Annotated in this window: 17 protein-coding genes; 9 read left to right on the plus strand and 8 right to left on the minus strand. The window is 66.3% G+C overall.

The genetic code is table 11. The annotated features are described in order from the left end of the window. Window positions 1–80 precede the first annotated feature (80 nt). On the minus strand, window positions 81–959 hold the full coding sequence (locus ABDV78_RS07910; protein WP_343526829.1) for a LysR family transcriptional regulator: 879 nt from the start codon (window positions 957–959) through the stop codon (window positions 81–83). A 125-nt stretch (window positions 960–1,084) separates the two neighbouring features. Here ABDV78_RS07910 and bla point away from each other — a divergent pair, with 125 nt between their 5' ends. Then, window positions 1,085–1,915: a subclass B3 metallo-beta-lactamase gene (bla, locus tag ABDV78_RS07915; protein ID WP_343526831.1), complete on the plus strand. Its 831-nt coding sequence runs from the start codon at window positions 1,085–1,087 to the stop codon at window positions 1,913–1,915. A gap of 3 nt (window positions 1,916–1,918) precedes the next feature. Here the strand turns inward: bla and mltG are convergent, their stop codons facing one another. The 6 genes from mltG to fabD all read right to left on the minus strand — a co-directional run bounded on the left by mltG (window position 1,919) and on the right by fabD (window position 6,987). Continuing rightward, complete coding sequence (gene mltG, locus ABDV78_RS07920) at window positions 1,919–2,887, minus strand: endolytic transglycosylase MltG (protein ID WP_343526832.1); 969 nt, start codon at window positions 2,885–2,887, stop codon at window positions 1,919–1,921. Window positions 2,888–3,071: 184 nt separating this feature from the next. Further along, on the minus strand, window positions 3,072–4,328 hold the full coding sequence (gene fabF, locus ABDV78_RS07925; RefSeq protein ID WP_307099513.1) for a beta-ketoacyl-ACP synthase II: 1,257 nt from the start codon (window positions 4,326–4,328) through the stop codon (window positions 3,072–3,074). Between the two features lie 124 nt (window positions 4,329–4,452). Further along, window positions 4,453–4,689 (minus strand): acyl carrier protein, encoded by a 237-nt coding sequence (locus ABDV78_RS07930; protein ID WP_007403554.1) that lies wholly within the window; start codon window positions 4,687–4,689, stop codon window positions 4,453–4,455. A 130-nt stretch (window positions 4,690–4,819) separates the two neighbouring features. Continuing rightward, window positions 4,820–5,560, minus strand: a complete 741-nt coding sequence (fabG, locus tag ABDV78_RS07935) for a 3-oxoacyl-[acyl-carrier-protein] reductase (protein ID WP_343526834.1) — start codon at window positions 5,558–5,560, stop codon at window positions 4,820–4,822. A 2-nt stretch (window positions 5,561–5,562) separates the two neighbouring features. After that, window positions 5,563–5,991: a GxxExxY protein gene (locus ABDV78_RS07940; protein WP_343526835.1), complete on the minus strand. Its 429-nt coding sequence runs from the start codon at window positions 5,989–5,991 to the stop codon at window positions 5,563–5,565. A gap of 36 nt (window positions 5,992–6,027) precedes the next feature. Continuing rightward, window positions 6,028–6,987: an ACP S-malonyltransferase gene (gene fabD / locus ABDV78_RS07945; protein ID WP_343526836.1), complete on the minus strand. Its 960-nt coding sequence runs from the start codon at window positions 6,985–6,987 to the stop codon at window positions 6,028–6,030. Window positions 6,988–7,247: 260 nt separating this feature from the next. Here fabD and rpsF point away from each other — a divergent pair, with 260 nt between their 5' ends. Genes rpsF through rplI form a run of 3 tightly spaced genes read left to right on the plus strand, consistent with a single transcriptional unit; the run spans window position 7,248 to window position 8,480 of the window. Beyond that, complete coding sequence (rpsF, locus tag ABDV78_RS07950) at window positions 7,248–7,649, plus strand: 30S ribosomal protein S6 (protein ID WP_343526837.1); 402 nt, start codon at window positions 7,248–7,250, stop codon at window positions 7,647–7,649. Further along, on the plus strand, window positions 7,649–7,873 hold the full coding sequence (gene rpsR / locus ABDV78_RS07955; RefSeq protein WP_007403456.1) for a 30S ribosomal protein S18: 225 nt from the start codon (window positions 7,649–7,651) through the stop codon (window positions 7,871–7,873). Before rpsF ends, rpsR begins: the two co-directional genes overlap by 1 nt. Before the next feature lie 13 nt (window positions 7,874–7,886). Further along, on the plus strand, window positions 7,887–8,480 hold the full coding sequence (gene rplI / locus ABDV78_RS07960) for a 50S ribosomal protein L9 (RefSeq protein WP_343526838.1): 594 nt from the start codon (window positions 7,887–7,889) through the stop codon (window positions 8,478–8,480). 466 nt (window positions 8,481–8,946) lie between these two features. On the opposite strand, the gene mutL is transcribed toward rplI, so the two are convergent. Next, window positions 8,947–10,734 carry a DNA mismatch repair endonuclease MutL gene (gene mutL / locus ABDV78_RS07965; protein ID WP_343526839.1) on the minus strand — a complete coding sequence of 596 codons (1,788 nt, stop codon included), beginning with the start codon at window positions 10,732–10,734 and terminating at the stop codon, window positions 8,947–8,949. Window positions 10,735–10,868: 134 nt separating this feature from the next. Here mutL and ABDV78_RS07970 point away from each other — a divergent pair, with 134 nt between their 5' ends. From ABDV78_RS07970 to rodA, 5 genes are read left to right on the plus strand one after another with little or no spacing between them, the layout of a single operon-like run. Continuing rightward, window positions 10,869–11,909: a rod shape-determining protein gene (locus tag ABDV78_RS07970; protein WP_042482832.1), complete on the plus strand. Its 1,041-nt coding sequence runs from the start codon at window positions 10,869–10,871 to the stop codon at window positions 11,907–11,909. A gap of 24 nt (window positions 11,910–11,933) precedes the next feature. Beyond that, on the plus strand, window positions 11,934–12,803 hold the full coding sequence (gene mreC / locus ABDV78_RS07975) for a rod shape-determining protein MreC (protein ID WP_343526840.1): 870 nt from the start codon (window positions 11,934–11,936) through the stop codon (window positions 12,801–12,803). Further along, the gene (gene mreD / locus ABDV78_RS07980; protein WP_343526841.1) at window positions 12,800–13,324 is read left to right on the plus strand and encodes a rod shape-determining protein MreD; all 525 of its coding nucleotides are present in this window, start codon (window positions 12,800–12,802) and stop codon (window positions 13,322–13,324) included. Before mreC ends, mreD begins: the two co-directional genes overlap by 4 nt. A gap of 2 nt (window positions 13,325–13,326) precedes the next feature. Continuing rightward, window positions 13,327–15,396: a penicillin-binding protein 2 gene (gene mrdA / locus ABDV78_RS07985; protein WP_343526842.1), complete on the plus strand. Its 2,070-nt coding sequence runs from the start codon at window positions 13,327–13,329 to the stop codon at window positions 15,394–15,396. Next, window positions 15,393–16,505, plus strand: coding sequence for a rod shape-determining protein RodA (gene rodA / locus ABDV78_RS07990; protein ID WP_343526843.1), 1,113 nt, complete (start codon window positions 15,393–15,395; stop codon window positions 16,503–16,505). Before mrdA ends, rodA begins: the two co-directional genes overlap by 4 nt. The last annotated feature ends 26 nt before the right edge of the window (window positions 16,506–16,531 follow it).

Here is a 16,531-nt window from a genome sequence, read left to right on the forward strand (position 1 = left end):
ACCATGCACAGCATGGTAGAGGGGTGTCCCGCTCGCGACAGGGCAACACCCCTCCGTCGTGCTTTGCGGGCCACCTCCCCTTACAGGGGAGGAAACCCCACTGCGCCCATCAACCAGACCCGAAACGCCCTCATCGCCAGCCCCTCTTTCCGCGACAATAGCCGCGTCAACCAGTAGCGCCCAGCATCCACCTCGACGGAAAAGGGCTGGACCAGTCGCTCGGTGGTCAGTTCGTGCTCAAACATCGCCTTCGGAGCGAGCGCGACGCCCTGCCCCGCCATCGCCGCCGCGACCATCAAGGCCGAACTGTCGAACATCGGCCCGCGCAACGTTGGGGCCTGGGCCCCGGCCGCCTCGAACCAGCTTTCCCACTCGCTGACCCGATAGGAGCGGAGCAAGCGCTCCCGCACCAGATCGCCGGGTGCCTGCAACCGCGCCGCGACCGAGGGCGCGCATAGAGGCGTCAGCGGCGCCGTCATCAGCGGCTCGGCGTGTGTTCCATGCCATGCGCCATCCCCGAAGCGGATCGCACAATCCAGCCCCTCCCCCGCAAGGTCGACCCGGTTGTTGTTGATCGACACGCGCAGATCAATGTGCGGATGGGTTGCCGCGAAATCGTCCAGCCGCGCCAGCAACCAGCCGGTGGCAAAGGTTCCGACCACACCGATGTTCAGCACATATTGGAAGCGACCATCGGCAAAGCGATCCAGCGTCGCACCGACCCGATCGAACATTTCGGCCAGGACCGGCACCAGCGCCTGCCCATCATCGGTCAGCGCCAGCCCGCGCGGCAATCGATGGAACAGCCGTGCGCCCAGTCTTTGCTCCAGCAGGGCGACCTGATGGCTAACCGCGCCCTGGCTGACGCACAGTTCGATCGCCGCCCGGGTGAAGTTCAGATGACGCGCCGCCGCCTCGAAGGCGCGCAGGGCGTTCAGCGGCAATTGGGCACGGTCCATGCCCAACCATCAATTCTTCTCATGGCTCTGTCCAGGGAAGATGCTTTGTCGCCGCATCATGCCCGGCCCATCATGACGGACAGGGAGACATAGCAATGCTTATAAGATCAGCCGTCACGCTCGCCATGATGTCCGTTATCACCACCGCCGCCGCAGGCGACGACCCGCTGACTCGCCCGATCATCACGGATCACACGGCGGCATGGCTCACGCCGCAACCGCCAATACGGGTCTTCGGCAACAGCTATCTGGTCGGCTTCGGCGGCCTGAACGTCGCGCTGATCGACACGGGCAAGGGCCTGATCCTGATCGACGGCGCCCTGCCCCAGGCCGAGCCCGCGATCCTGGCCAATATCGCGAAGCTCGGTTTTCGGCCCCACGACGTCAAATATATTCTCAGCACCGAGCCGCATTTCGACCATGCGGGCGGCCTCGCCGCCCTCGCCCGCGACACGGGCGCGACAGTGGTCGCCAGCCCTCGCGGCGCGGAAGGGCTGCGCACCGGGCGGCTGGCAGCGGACGATCCGCAGCGTGGTTATGACAGCAGGTTCCCGCCCGTCCGCATGGTCAAGGTGCTTCGCGATGGCGAGCGGCTGACCCTGGGCCATACCGTCGTCACTGCGCGGGCGACGCCGGGCCATACCATGGGCAGCACGAGTTGGAGCTGGCGTGCCTGCGAAGGCCAGCGGTGCAGGGCGATCGTCTTTGCCGCCAGCCTGAACCCGGTGTCGACCGACGATTATCGCTTCTCGGCCCCGGCGAACAAGGCGGTCGTAACGGCCTTCGCACGTGGCCAGGCAGCGATGCGCGCGCTGCCTTGCGACATCCTGATTACCGCCCATGCCGATCAGGACGGCGCGACCAGTCGGTTCCTGACGACGCCGGGCGCGTGCCGCGCCTATGCATCATCATCGCAGCGCAAACTCACGCAACGCCTCAAGCAAGAGGCAGGCTGATCGTCACATCTCGCCGCGTTGACGGCGGATCGCGTACCATTTCTGCACATTGGCATTATGCTCAGCCAGCGTGTCGGCAAAGACATGGCCGCCCGATCCGTCGGCGACGAAATACAGCGCCTTGCTGTCGGCCGGGTTCAGCACCGCGTCGATCGAGGCGCGGCCCGGGTTGGCGATCGGCCCGACTGGCAGGCCGGGGCTGGCATAGGTGTTGTAGCCGTTCTTAGCGTGCAGTTCCGAGCGCAGGATTCGGCGGCCGAGCGGACGCCCCTTGGTGATCGGATAGATCACGGTGGGATCGGCCTGGAGCGGCATACCGATACGCAGGCGGTTGCCATAAACGGCAGCGACGGTGCGCCGCTCGGACGGCTTGCCGGTTTCCTTCTCGACGATCGAGGCGAGGATGATCGCCTCTTGCGGCGTCTTGACCGCGATGCCGGGTTTCCGGTCGGCCCAGGCCTGGGCGAGATAGTCCTTCATCGCCTTCTGCATCCGCGCGACGACCGAAGCGCGGGTGTCGCCCTTCTGATAGGCATAGCTGTCGGGCAGGATCGATCCCTCGGTGGGCACCGGCACATCGCCGGTCAGTCCATCGGCCCGCATCAACGCGTCATGGACGAGGACGGAGGGATATCCCTCCGGCACCGGCACCAGCCGCTGGCGGACCTTGCCATCTTGGAGCAGGGTCAGCACGTCATGCGCGCTGGCATGTTCGGGAATGGCATATTCGCCCGCCTTGATCGCACCGCCGTCGCCGAAGACGCGTGCGTACAGGCGGAAGCGACTGGCCGAACGGATCGCGCCTGCCTTCTGCAATTCATTGGCGGCACGCGCCAGGCTCGCCCCCTCCGGCACGACCACCGCAAGCGGCTTGTCGGCCGGACCGCTGCCCGCCCAGTCATGCGCGACCCAGGCAAAAACGGCGATGCCCATCAGCCCCAGCAGCAACCCGATACAGCCGACCTTGCGCATATCTCACCCGGTTTGGAGGGGCGATGCCCCCGACATAGAACAACCCCGGCCCCGATCGGGGTCCGCTTGCGATCAGGCCGATGGCGCGGCTTGATCCAGATTGCAACCGGACCCGGTCGGTGCCGGGGTTGGATTTTCAGTACGACGCTCCGTTCGCACGGAACGAAGGATGGGACGTCGCCCCTTAGATCGCCTTCATCACCAGCGAAGCATTGGTGCCGCCGAAGCCGAACGAGTTGTTCAGCACCGCCTTCACCTCACGCTTCTTGGCGACGTGCGGGACCAGGTCGACGCCCTCGGTCCCCTCATCGGGATTGTCGAGGTTCAGCGTCGGCGGCACGATCTGGTCGCGCAGCGCCAGGATGCAGAAGATGCTCTCGACCGCACCGGCGCCGCCCAGCAGATGGCCGATCGCCGACTTGGTGCTCGACATCGACGCACCCGACAGATCGTCGCCGAACACGCGCTTCGCGGCGGCCAGTTCGATCGTATCGGCCATGGTCGAGGTGCCATGGGCGTTGATATAGTCGATGTCCGACGGCTCCATGCCCGCCTTGCGCAGCGCCATGCGCATCGCATTCTCCGCGCCCTTGCCCTCGGGGTGCGGCGCGGTGACGTGATAGGCGTCACCCGACAGGCCATAGCCGACGACCTCGGCATAGATCTTCGCGCCGCGCGCCTTGGCGTGCTCATATTCCTCGAGCACGACGACGCCCGCACCCTCACCCATCACGAAGCCGTCGCGGCCCTTGTCATAAGGGCGGCTCGCCTCGGTCGGGCGGTCGTTCATGCTCATGTTCAGCGCGCGCGCCTGGGCAAAGCCTGCCACGCCGAGCGGGTTGATCGTGCTTTCCGCACCGCCCGCCAGCATGATGTCGGCATCGTCGTCGCGGATCATCCGCGCCGCATCGCCGATCGAATGCGCGCCGGTCGAGCAGGCGGTGACGACCGCATGGTTCGGGCCCATCAGACCGTATTTGATGCTGACCTGGCCCGAGATCAGGTTGATCAGGCGGCCATGGACGAAATGCGGGCTGACCCGGCCGGGGCCGCGCTCATGCAGGTTGACCGATTCGATCTCGATACCCGGCAGACCGCCGATGCCCGAACCGATCGACACGCCCGCGCGCAGCTTCGTCGCCTCGTCCATCTCGGTCAGACCGGCGTCTTCCAGCGCCTGTCCGGCGGCATCGATGCCATAGACGATGAAGGGATCGACCTGACGCTGGACCTTATGGTCGACGCGCTTGTCAGGGTCGAAGCCATATTCATGGTCCTTGGGCTTCACCTCGCACGCGATGGTGCATTTTTGCCCCGTGGTATCGAACCGCGTGATCGGACCGGCGCCGGACTTGCCAGCGATCAGATTGGCCCAAGCGGTTTCCACGTCCGCACCCAAAGGCGTGACAAGACCCAATCCGGTTACGACGACGCGCCGCATATTCCACTCCATTCCACAACGAAAACGGCTCCCCGCCCGCTATCTCGGGGTCGGGGAGCCGCTTGCAACCTGGCCTTATCGGCCCGTTCGACCCGCGAAGAATGCGGGTCGAGTGGCCCCGGAATTAGGCCTTGTTCTCGTCGATATAGGTGATCGCGTCCTTGACGGTCGTGATCTTCTCGGCGGCATCGTCCGGGATTTCAACACCGAACTCTTCCTCGAACGCCATGACGAGCTCGACGATGTCGAGGCTGTCGGCACCGAGATCGTCGATGAAGCTCGCGTCCTCGGTCACCTTGTCGGCTTCGACGCCGAGATGCTCGACGACGATCTTCTTCACGCGGTCGGCGGTCTCGCTCATGGTAATCCCTTCTCGTAATTCATCGGGGGTTGATACTTCCTGAACGCACGTAGAACGCGCGCCCATGTCTGGCAAGCCCGTCCAGCGACAGACTTGGGCCAGGACAGGATCATTCGTGTCCGTCAGCGGCTCAAAGCATCGCCATGCCACCATTGACGTGCAAGGTCTGGCCGGTGACGTAGCCCGCTTCCTTCGATGCCAGATACACGACGGCCGCGCCGATGTCTTCCCCCTTGCCCAGATCGCCCGCCGGAATGCGGGTCAGCAACGCGGCCTTCTGCGCATCGGGCAGCACGTCGGTCATCGCCGAGCGCATGAAGCCGGGGGCGACACAGTTGACGGTGATGTTGCGGCTGGCCAGTTCCTGCGCGACGGCCTTGGACATGCCGACGATCCCGGCCTTGGACGCGGCATAATTGGCCTGGCCCGGATTGCCGGTGGCGCCGACCACCGAGGTGATCGAGATGATACGCCCGAACCGCGCCTTCATCATCGGCTTGGCGGCGGCACGGATCAGGCGGAAGGCGGCCTCCAGGTTGACGCGGATCACCTGATCCCACTCCTCGTCCTTCATCCGCATGGTCAAATTGTCGCGGGTGACGCCGGCATTGTTGACCAGGATGTCGAGCTTGCCGCCCAGCGCTTCCACCGCCTGCGGGATCAGCGCGTCGACGGCCGCGGCGTCCGAAAGGTTGCACGGCACCGCGACATGATCACCGCCCAGCTCGGCGCCAAACGCCTCCAGCTTGTCGACATTGGAGCCGGACAGCGCCAGCTTCGCCCCCTGCGCCGCCAGCGCCCTGGCCACGGCCGAACCCAGGCCACCGGACGCGCCGGTCACAAGGGCGGTCATTCCTGTCAGGTCGAACATGCTTATTCTCCGATTCTTTGGTTCACGCGGAGACGCGGAGACGCGGAGGGAGTGTGGGAATTGACGATCCGTCGCACCCCTTCCCTCAGCGTTGCGCCGCCAAAGTTGATCAGCAGGCCAACCGGCTGGCCGGTCAGCCTTAGATAGGTCAGCAGTTGCTTGGCATGAGCGGCGGAAAGCCGCTCGACGGATTTGATTTCCACGAGCAATCGCTCGTCGACCAGAAGGTCAATTCGGAACGCAGCATCGAAGGTCATGCCGTCAAAATGAATGTCGACTGGGCGCTGACGCGCCACGGAAAAGCCCATCTGGACGAGCTTACCCGCCAGCACAGTTTCATAAACGCTTTCCAGAAGACCAGGCCCCAAGTCACGATGCATCCGCAACGCAACGTCGAGAACCGCTCCACTGATTTCGTCCATGTCCCGCATCTCCGCGCCTCCGCGTCTCCGCGTCTCCGCGCGAAATCAAAGTTTCGCGAGCAGCCCCTCGATATCGTCCATCGTCACGACGCTGACCGCATCGGCGTCGGGTGCGATGCGCTTGACCATGGGGGCCAGCACCTTGCCGCCGATCTCGATGAAATGCGCGACGCCCGTGTCCTGCATCGCCAGCACCGATTCGCGCCAGCGCACCATGCCCGTCACCTGCGCCACCAGCAGCGCGCGGATCGTGCCCGGATCGGCGACGGGGACCGCCTCGACATTGGCATAGACGGGAACCAGCGGCGCGCGGATCGTCGCCTCGGCCAGCGCGGCGTCCATCGCATCGGCGGCCGGCTGCATCAACGGACAGTGGAAGGGCGCGGACACCGGCAGCAGGACCGCCCGCTTGGCGCCCAGATCCTTGGCCAGCGCCACCGCCTTTTCGATGGCGACACGGTGGCCGGAAATCACGACCTGGCTCGGGTCGTTGTCGTTGGCGACCGTGCAGACCTGTTCCCCGCCGCCCTCGGCCAGGATCGAATCGACCGCCGCGCCCGCGATGGCCCTGGCCTTTTCCAGGTCCGCGCCAAGCAAGGCCGCCATCGCGCCCTCGCCCACCGGCACCGCCGCCTGCATCGCCCGTCCCCGCAGCTTCAGGAGGCGCGCGGTCGTCGCCAGGTCGATCGCATCGGCGGCACACAGCGCCGTATATTCGCCCAGCGAGTGGCCCGCGACGAAATCGGCCTTTTCCGACAGACGGACGCCGCCTTCCTTTTCCAGCACGCGCAGCGTCGCGATGGCATTCGCCATGATCGCGGGCTGCGCATTCTCGGTCAGGGTCAGTTCGTCCGCGGGCCCTTCGACCATCAGGCGATAGAGATGCTGCCCCAGCGCCTCGTCGACCTCCTGGAACACCTCGCGGGCGACGGGGCTGGCCTCGGCCAGCGCCTTGCCCATGCCGACGGACTGGCTGCCCTGGCCCGGAAAGATGAATGCACGCATGTTCATATCTGCCATCAAAGCGTAATAGGATGGCCCGCGCGGTAGAAAGGTCGCCCGCCGCTGGCAAGTCCGGCGCCTTCGCCGCTTGCCTTTTGCCCGCAAATCGCTATGAGCTAGCGCACCATTGGGCGGGAAGCACCTGCTTCACCCGCCCTCATGCCATTTTCGAACGGCGTGACGGTATTGAAGTATGGAAGACAGCCGGAGGGGCGTTCCACATGGGGTGGGCGTCAGCGATCGGCCAACATAAGGTAAGCTGCATGGCTCTTTACGAGCACGTGTTCCTTGCGCGCCAGGACCTGGCACAGGCGCAGGTGGACGCGCTGGCGGAAGCCGCCACGAAGATCGTCGAGGACAATCAGGGCAAGGTCGTGAAGACCGAGACCTGGGGCCTGCGTTCGCTGGCGTACAAGATCGCCAAGAATCGCAAGGCGCATTACGTCATGCTCGAAATCGACGCGCCCGCGGGCGTGGTCGCCGAGCTGGAGCGCCAGACCCAGATCAACGAAGACGTGATCCGCTACATGACCGTCAAGGTCGACGGCCATGAAGAAGGCCCGTCGGTGATGATGCGCAAGCAGGAGCGCGACCGTGAGCGTCGTGCCGATCGCGGTGAGCGCACCGATCGCCCCCGTCGTGACCGTGAAGAGGAAGCCGCGTAATGGCCCGCCCGTTTTTCCGTCGCCGCAAGAGCTGCCCCTTCTCCGCGAAGGACGCGCCCCGGATCGACTATAAGGATGTCCGTCTGCTCCAGGGCTTTGTGTCCGAGCGCGGCAAGATCGTGCCCTCGCGCATCACCAGCGTGTCGGCCAAGAAGCAGCGCGAACTCGCCCAGGCGATCAAGCGCGCCCGGCACCTGGGCCTCCTGCCCTACGTCGTGAAGTAAGGAGTCCTATACGATGGACGTTATTCTGCTTGAGCGCGTCGAGAAGCTCGGCGCCATCGGCGACGTGGTCACGGTGAAGGACGGCTTCGCCCGTAACTTCCTGCTGCCGCGCAAGAAGGCGCTGCGCGCCAACGAAGCCAACAAGAAGGTGTTCGAGGCCAACCGCGCCCGCATCGAAGCCGAGAACGCGAACCGTCGCGCCGAGGCCGAGGTCGAGTCGAAGACCTTCGAGAACGCCACCGTCACCCTGATCCGTCAGGCGTCGAACGTCGGCCAGCTCTACGGCTCGGTCGCGGTGCGTGACCTGGTCGAGGCGCTGGTCGCCGATGGCCACAAGGTCAACAAGAGCCAGATCGTGCTCGACCGCCCGATCAAGGCGATCGGCCTGTACGACGTGCGCGTCGCGCTTCACCCGGAAGTGGCCGTGACCGTCAAGGTCAACGTCGCCCGCTCGCCGGAAGAAGCCGAGATGCAGGCGCAGGGCGTCGACGTCATGGCCTCGATGTTCGAGCGTGACGAAGCCGGCTTCACCGAGGATTATGATCCCAACGCAGAGCCCGGCGCCACCGCCGAGGTTCAGCCGGAGCAGGAAGAAGCGCAGGGCTGATCCCCAGCGCTTCGACCCTCGGTCGATGAAAAGAAGGGCCGTCCGGTCATGCCGGGCGGCCCTTTTTTGCGTCTTGGGGACGGCAATGATGGGCACGACGCACGGGCGCCGCGCGAATGTCGGTCAGGGGCAGGACACGCAAGCGCCAACGACCGCCGCGAGCGGGATCAGGGCGAAGAGGATCGGCATGATGTGTTTCATGGTCAGATTGCCTATGCCTGGACAGTGCCCACTAAATGCACGGCCCGGTGTAAAAGTTTCGTTACGATGAACGCAAGAACGACAAATTCTTCAATTCATCGCTCTATGGGCTCCGGTCATCGCCGTTTCAAGGGGTTGATGGCGCCCCCCCTGGACCGATCGACATATAAACCACGCGCATCCGAATACCGCCCCCGCAACGGGAGGAATAGCGATCCGACATGCCGGCACCAGCGGCGGACGCAAACAGCCGCCCGCAGACCCTTCACTTCCGTCCGAACAGCTTCTCGATGTCGTGATGCTGAAGTTTGACCCAGGTCGGTCGGCCATGGTTGCACTGGCCCGAATGCGGCGTGACCTCCATCTCGCGGAGGAGTGAGTTCATTTCCGCCACCGACAGGATGCGCCCTGCCCGAACCGAGCCGTGACAGGCCATGGTCGCCGCGACATGATCAAGCCGCTCGCGCAGGGATAGCGCCTGGTCGAAGGCGGCCAGTTCGTCGGCGAGATCGCTGACCAGGCCCTTGGGATCGCTCTGCCCCAAGAGCGCGGGGGTCGCGCGGACCAGCATCGCGGTCGGACCGAAGCGTTCGAGGTCCAGGCCGAACTCCGCCAGTTCCTCGGCCCGCGCCTCCAGCCGGTCACAGGCGGGTTCGTCCAGTTCGACCACCTCAGGGATCAGCATCGCCTGCGATGCGACCCTCCCGCCCGTCAGCGCGGCACGCATCCTCTCCAGAACCAGCCGCTCATGCGCGGCATGCTGGTCGACCAGGACCAGCCCATCCTCCGCCTCGGCGACGATATAGGTCTTGGCGACCTGCCCCCGCGCGACCCCCATCGGGAATTGACGGACCTCGGGCGGCGGCGCGAAGGCGGGCTCGGCGCGGGCGAGCGGCGGCGGCGCCGCAAAGCCGGGGCGCGGGGCAAAGAGCGACTGTCGCTCCATCACCCGTGTTTCGGGTGCGGTCTGGGCCCATTCGTCGGCGACCGGCGCGGCGGCCATGGGCGCCACCACGCTCTCGCTCTGCCACATGGCCAGCGCCGAGTCGGGCGGACGCTGGACGCTGCGATGTCCCGCCTCGTCGAGGGCGCGGCGCAGTCCCGACACGATCATTCCCCGGATCAGGGCGGGGTCGCGGAAACGGACTTCGGTCTTGGCCGGGTGGACGTTCACATCGACTTCCGAGGGTGGCATGTCGAGGAAGAGCGCCACCACCGCATGGCGATCGCGTGGCAGCATTTCGGCATAAGCCCCTCTGATCGCCCCCATCAGCAGCCGATCGCGGACCGGTCGTCCGTTGACGAACAGATATTGGTGATCGGCGATGCCGCGATTGAAGGTCGGCAATCCCGCGACACCCCCCAGGCTCACCGAATCGCGTATCCAGTCGATCGCGACCGAATTCTCCGCCAGCGCGCGGTCGGTCAGCCCGGCGACACGGCCCGGCCGCTCCTCGCCGCCCGGTACGGTCAGCACCCGGCGGCCGTCATGCTCCAGCGTGAAGGCGATGTCGGGCCGTGCCATGGCGAGGCGCCGCACCATGTCGAGACAGGCCGCATATTCCGATCGCGGCGAGCGCAGGAACTTGCGCCGGGCGGGCACGCGCGCGAACAGGTCCTCGACCACGATCCGGGTGCCGGGCGGCACCGCGGCGGGGCCGTCGCGCAGCACCTCGCCATTGTCGACCACGCGGCTCCAGCCATCGCGGCCCGCCGGACGGCTTTCGATCGTGACCCGCGCGACACTGGCGATCGAGGGCAAGGCTTCGCCCCGGAATCCGAGAGTTACGACCGACTCGATCGCCTCGTCCGGCAATTTGGAGGTGCAGTGCCGCTCCAGCGCAAGGGCCATATCCTCGGCCGACATGCCGCATCCGTCATCGGCCACCTCGATCCGGCCGACGCCGCCCTGGCCCAGCGACACCGCGATCCGGGTGGCGCCCGCGTCGATCGAATTTTCAATCAGTTCCTTCAACGCACTGGCGGGCCTTTCGACCACTTCACCGGCTGCGATACGATTGACGAGATGCGGAGGCAGACGCCGTATTGACATGGGACAAACCCTAGCCCAAGCGACGGCATCCCGCGACCCCGCAAATGACGGTGCAGGTGCCTGTAACGGCTCTTGGCGGCGGTTCGGGATATGAGTCCAAGCCCAACCGGTCCATAGACGGAACGAAAGCCTCGATGCCCCTCCCCCGCTTCCTGAAATTCATGTCGCAAGACATGGCGATCGACCTCGGTACCGCGAACACCGTGGTCTATGTCCGCGGACGCGGCATCGTTCTGAACGAGCCATCCGTCGTCGCGGTCGAGACGATCAACGGCATCAAGCGGGTGAAGGCGGTCGGCGACGACGCCAAGCTGATGATGGGCAAGACGCCGGGCAATATCGAGGCGATCCGCCCGCTTCGTGACGGCGTGATCGCGGACATCGACGTCGCCGAACAGATGATCAAGCACTTCATCCTGAAGGTGCACGGCCCCCGCAAGTTCGCGCGCTGGCCCGAGATCGTGATCTGCGTGCCGTCGGGTTCGACCAAGGTGGAACGCCGCGCGATCCGCGACGCCGCGTCGAACGCGGGTGCGAGCCAGGTCTTCCTGATCGAGGAACCGATGGCCGCCGCGATCGGCGCCGACATGCCCGTCACCGAGCCGATCGGATCGATGGTCGTCGATATCGGCGGCGGCACGACCGAAGTCGCGGTGCTGTCGCTCCGTGGCCTCGCCTACACCACCTCGGTCCGCGTCGGCGGCGACAAGATGGACGAATCGATCGTCTCTTACGTACGCCGCAACCATAACCTGCTGATCGGCGAAGCCACGGCCGAGCGGATCAAGCAGGAAGTCGGCATCGCCCGCCCCCCGGCGGACGGCATCGGCGTGACGATCCAGATCAAGGGCCGCGACCTCGTCAACGGGGTGCCCAAGGAAATCCAGATCAACCAGGGCCAGATCGCCGAGGCGCTGTCCGAGCCGGTGGCGACCATCGTCGAGGGCGTTCGCGTCGCGCTTGAGAACACCGCGCCCGAACTGGCCGCCGACATCGTCGACCAGGGCATTGTCCTGACCGGCGGCGGCGCGCTGCTCGAAGGGCTGGACGAGGTGCTGCGCGACGAGACCGGCCTTCCGGTCACGGTTGCGGAGGATCCGCTGACCTGCGTCGCGCTGGGCACCGGCCGCGCGTTGGAAGATCCGATGTACCGCGGCGTCCTGCTGAACGGCTAACCTCCAGGATAAGGGGACCGGCGCATGGCGCCCGCCCGCGACCGTCGCACAGGCTTTTCGCGACGGCGGCAATATGGAGCTTTCCTGGCCTATGTGCTCGCGGTGGCGGGTGCGGTGGTGGGGGCGGTGCTGCTTGTCGCATCGACCTTCAACCCGCCCGCCTTCGCCGCGCTTCGCATGACGCTGGGCAGTGTGACCGCCCCCGTCTCCGGCGCTTTCGTCGCGGTCGGCGACGCGGTCAGCGGCGTGCCTGATGCGATCGGCCATTATTTCTTCGTCCATTCCGAGAATGAGCGGCTGCGCGCCGAGCTGGAGCAGTCGCGCAGGATCCTGCTGACCGCGCGCACGATCGCCCAGGACAATCGCCGCCTGCGCCGCCTGCTGGCGGTGCGCGACCGGACGCCGGATACGGTCGCGACCGCGCGGCTGGTCAGTTCCACCGGGTCGAGCGGCCGCCGCTTCGCGCTGCTCAATGCGGGTCGCTGGCAGGGTGTCAGCCCCGGCATGGCGGTGCGCGGGCCGGAGGGTCTGATCGGCCGGGTGACAGAGGCCGGGCCCGCCGCCGCGCGCGTCCTGCTGCTCACCGATCCCGAAAGCATCGTGCCCGTCCGCCGCACCCGCGACGGCCTGCCCGCGATCGCGGTCGGTCGCGGCGACGGCATGGTGGACATCCGCTCGGTCAACACCAATGTCCGGCTGGCCAGGGGCGAGCTGTTCGTCACATCGGGCACGGGCGGCCTCTATGCGCCCAATATTCCGGTCGCGGTCATTCGGACCGATGGCGGCGACACCGCGCTTGCCAGGCCCTTCGTCCACCCCGACACGCTCGACTTCGCGATCGTTCAGCGTGCCTTCATGCCGATGCCGCCACCAGCGCCGGCACCCCGGCCGTGACCCTCGACACCAGCAACCCCTTCGACCCCGGACTGCCTCCTTCGCGTGCGCGCGCGTTGCCATGGCTGACCGTGATGGCCGGATCGCTGCTCGCGATCGTGCCGGTGGTCGCGATCGTGCCGTTGCAGCCTCCGACGGGCCTGTTGATGCTGCTCGCCTGGCGGCTGGTGGCGCGGTTCGCGCTGCGGCTCTGGGCGGCCGCTCCGCTGGGCTTGTTCGACGATCTGGTGTCCGGCCAGCCACTAGGTTCAGCGATGCTGCTCTGGTCGCTGACCTCGCTAGCCATCGATCTGTTCGAACATCGGCTCGTCTTCCGTGATTTCTGGCAGGACTGGTTGATCGCCAGCGGGGCCATCGCCTTCTGCCTGATCGCGGGCCGTTTCCTGGCGGTGCCGGTCGGGGCGCAGGTCGACGCGCCGCTGCTGATCCAGATCGGGATCACCATCCTGCTCTTCCCGATGGCGACGCGGCTGGTCGCCTGGATCGATCGCAAACGCGGCCGAAATGAGGTAGGGGCCTGAGCATGGAACGCCGGGGGCGGATCATGACCGAGGCCGCGCAGGCCTATAGTTTTTCCCGCCGCGCCTTCGTGCTGGGCGCGGCGCAGGGCGCGGTCGGCCTGATGCTCGCCGGGCGCATGGCGTGGCTGTCGATCGCGCAGAACGAGAAGTATAATCTTCTCTCCGAGAGCAATCGCGTCAACACGACGATGGTGCCACCGCGTCGCGGCTGGCTGATCGATCGGCATGGCGTTCCGATCGCCAATAACCGCACCGATTTCCGCGTCGACATCATCCCCGACCGGCTGGAGGACAAGGACCGCGTCCTGAACCTGCTCCGCCAGATCCTGAAGCTGGACGACGAGGCGATGAACCGCATCCGCCTCGACCTGGACCATGCAGCCGGGTTCCAGCCGGTGCAGGTCGCCGAGCGGCTGGACTGGGATCGCTTCGCCGCGGTCAGCGTCCGTCTGCCCGAACTGCCCGGCGTACAGCCGACGCGGGGCTTCGCACGCTTCTATCCCGCCGGGCCAGCCGTCGCGCATCTGACCGGCTATGTCGGCACGCCCACCGCCGAGCAGTTCAAGGCGACCCATGACCAGTTGTTGGTCACCCCCGGCTTCAAGCTGGGCAAGGACGGGCTGGAAAAGATGCTGGAGCCGCTCCTGCGCGGCAAGCCGGGCGCCAAGCGGGTGGAAGTGACCGCGCGGGGCAAGGTCGTCGCCGAGCTCGCCACCCGCCCCGACGTACCCGGCCGCAACATCCGCCTGACCATCGATGCGGGGTTGCAGGAATATGCCGCACGTCGCCTGGGCACCAATTCGGGCTCGGCGGTGGTGCTCGACTGCCGCACCGGCGAGACGCTGGCGATGGTGTCGATGCCCGCTTACGACCCCAACAGCTTTTCGGATGGGATCAGCCATCTGGAATGGGCGATGCTGTCGGAAAACGACCATGTGCCCTTGATGAACAAGGTGACACAGGGGCTCTATCCACCGGGATCGACGGTCAAGCCGATGAACGGCCTCGCCCTGCTGGAGGCGGGTGTCGGCGCCGATGACCGCGTGCTGTGCACCGGCGCGATGCGGGTCGGCACGGGCGTCTTCCACTGCCACAAGCGGGGCGGGCACGGCGCGCTGAACCTGAAAGGCGCGATCGAACAGAGCTGCGACATCTATTTCTACGAGATGATCCGCCGCATGGGATATGACCGGATCGCGCCCGTCGCGCGGATGGTCGGGCTGGGCCAGAAATTCGACCTGCCGCTCAGCACGCAACGTTACGGCACCGTACCTGATCCGGCGTGGAAGCTGAAGAAATACAAGACGAAATGGACAGTCGCCGATGGTCTGAACGCTTCGATCGGCCAGGGCTATGTGCTTGCCAATCCGCTGCAACTGGCGGTGATGGCGGCACGACTGGCATCGGGCCGCGCCCTGCAGCCCAGCCTGCTGGCCCATCAGGTCCATCTCGATGCCCCCGCTTTGCCCGTCGCCTCGGAGCATCTGGCGATCGTGCGTGATGCGATGTTCGGCGTGGTCAACCAGGGCGGCACCGGCGGCGCGGCGCGGATGCTGGTGCCCGGCATCACGCTGGCGGCCAAGACCGGCACGGCGCAGGTCCGCCGCATCACCATGGCCGAGCGGCGGATGGGCGTCCTGAAAAACGGGCAATTGCCGTTCAAGCTGCGCGACCACGCGCTGTTCGTCTGCTTCGCACCCGCCGACAATCCGCGATACGCGGCTGCCGTCGTCTTGGAGCATAACGGCCATACCGTGCGCAATCTCGACACCCCGCTGATCGGGCGGGACATCATGACCTATCTGTTCGATCGCGACCGCGCGCTCGCCTCGCTGGCGCAGGACGAACCAACCTGGGGCGGCGACATCACGACCCGGATGCGGGCCGAGGAAGCCGCCTATCGCGCCGCGCATTCGCCCAAGCCCGCCTCCGCCGCGACCAAGACCGATGCGGGCGCCCCCACCGCCGCGCCTGCGGTCAAGGCCGCGACCAACGTGTCCGACGCCCAGGCCGAGGCGATGGCGTCCAGCGCCGACGAACCGAGCGACGACACGACCGAGACCAATCCATGAGCGGCCCGCGCATCATCCCGGAGCCGATCGCGCAACTGCCCTGGCGGGTGATCCTGCTGGTGATGGCGATCGGCTGTTTCGGCCTGGTCGTCCTGTATTCGGCGGCGGGCGGATCCTTGACTCCCTGGGCCAAGCCGCAGGGGGTGCGCTTCTTCGTCCTGCTGGCGGGATCGCTGGTGCTGTCGCGCCTGCCGCTCGACCTGTGGCGACGGGTCGCGATGCCCGGCTATCTGATCCTCGTCGTCGCACTGGTGATGGTCGAACTGCTCGGCGCGGTACGCGGAGGCAGCCAGCGATGGCTGGACGTCGGGTTCATCCGGCTCCAGCCGTCCGAGTTGATGAAGCTGTTCATCGTGCTCGCCTCGGCGCGTTTCTACGAGATGATGCCGCCGGGCGAGACGCGGCGTTTCTCCGGCATATGGCCCGTCGCGGCGATGGTCGGCGTGCCCGCCGCGCTGGTCATGAAACAGCCCGACCTCGGCACCGCGCTGATGATCTGCGCCGGTGGTGCCACCGTCATGTTCCTGGCGGGGGTGCCGCTGCGCCTGTTCATCGGCGGCGCGATGGCGCTGGCCGTCCTGGCGCCGCTGGCGGTCAACTTCGTCCTGCACGATTATCAACGCAACCGCGTCCTCATCTTCCTCGATCCCGAAAGCGACCCGCTCGGCACCGGCTATCATATCAGCCAGTCCAAGATCGCGATCGGATCGGGCGGCATCTGGGGCAAGGGCTTCCTGAACGGCACGCAGAGCCATCTCGACTATCTGCCCGAAGGCCATACCGATTTCGTCTTCGCCACCATGGCGGAGGAATGGGGACTGGTCGGCGGATGCTTCCTGATCCTGGCCTTCCTGCTCGTCATCCGATGGGGCCTGAACGTGGCGCAGGCGGCCCCGAACCGCTTTGCCCGGCTGACCGCGGCGGGACTGTCCACGACGATCTTCATCTACATGATGGTCAATCTGATGATGGTGATGGGCCTCGCCCCGGTGGTCGGCATTCCCCTGCCGCTGGTCAGCTATGGCGGATCGTCACAGATGACGGTGCTGTTGTGCCTGGGTATCCTGATGGCGATCGACCGGGAGAACCGACGCGCCCCGCGCTGGTAGCGCAAAAAATCGCCACATCCGGCCAA

This window comes from Sphingomonas sp., from assembly GCF_039594485.1.
Classification (GTDB): Bacteria; Pseudomonadota; Alphaproteobacteria; order Sphingomonadales; family Sphingomonadaceae; genus Sphingomonas.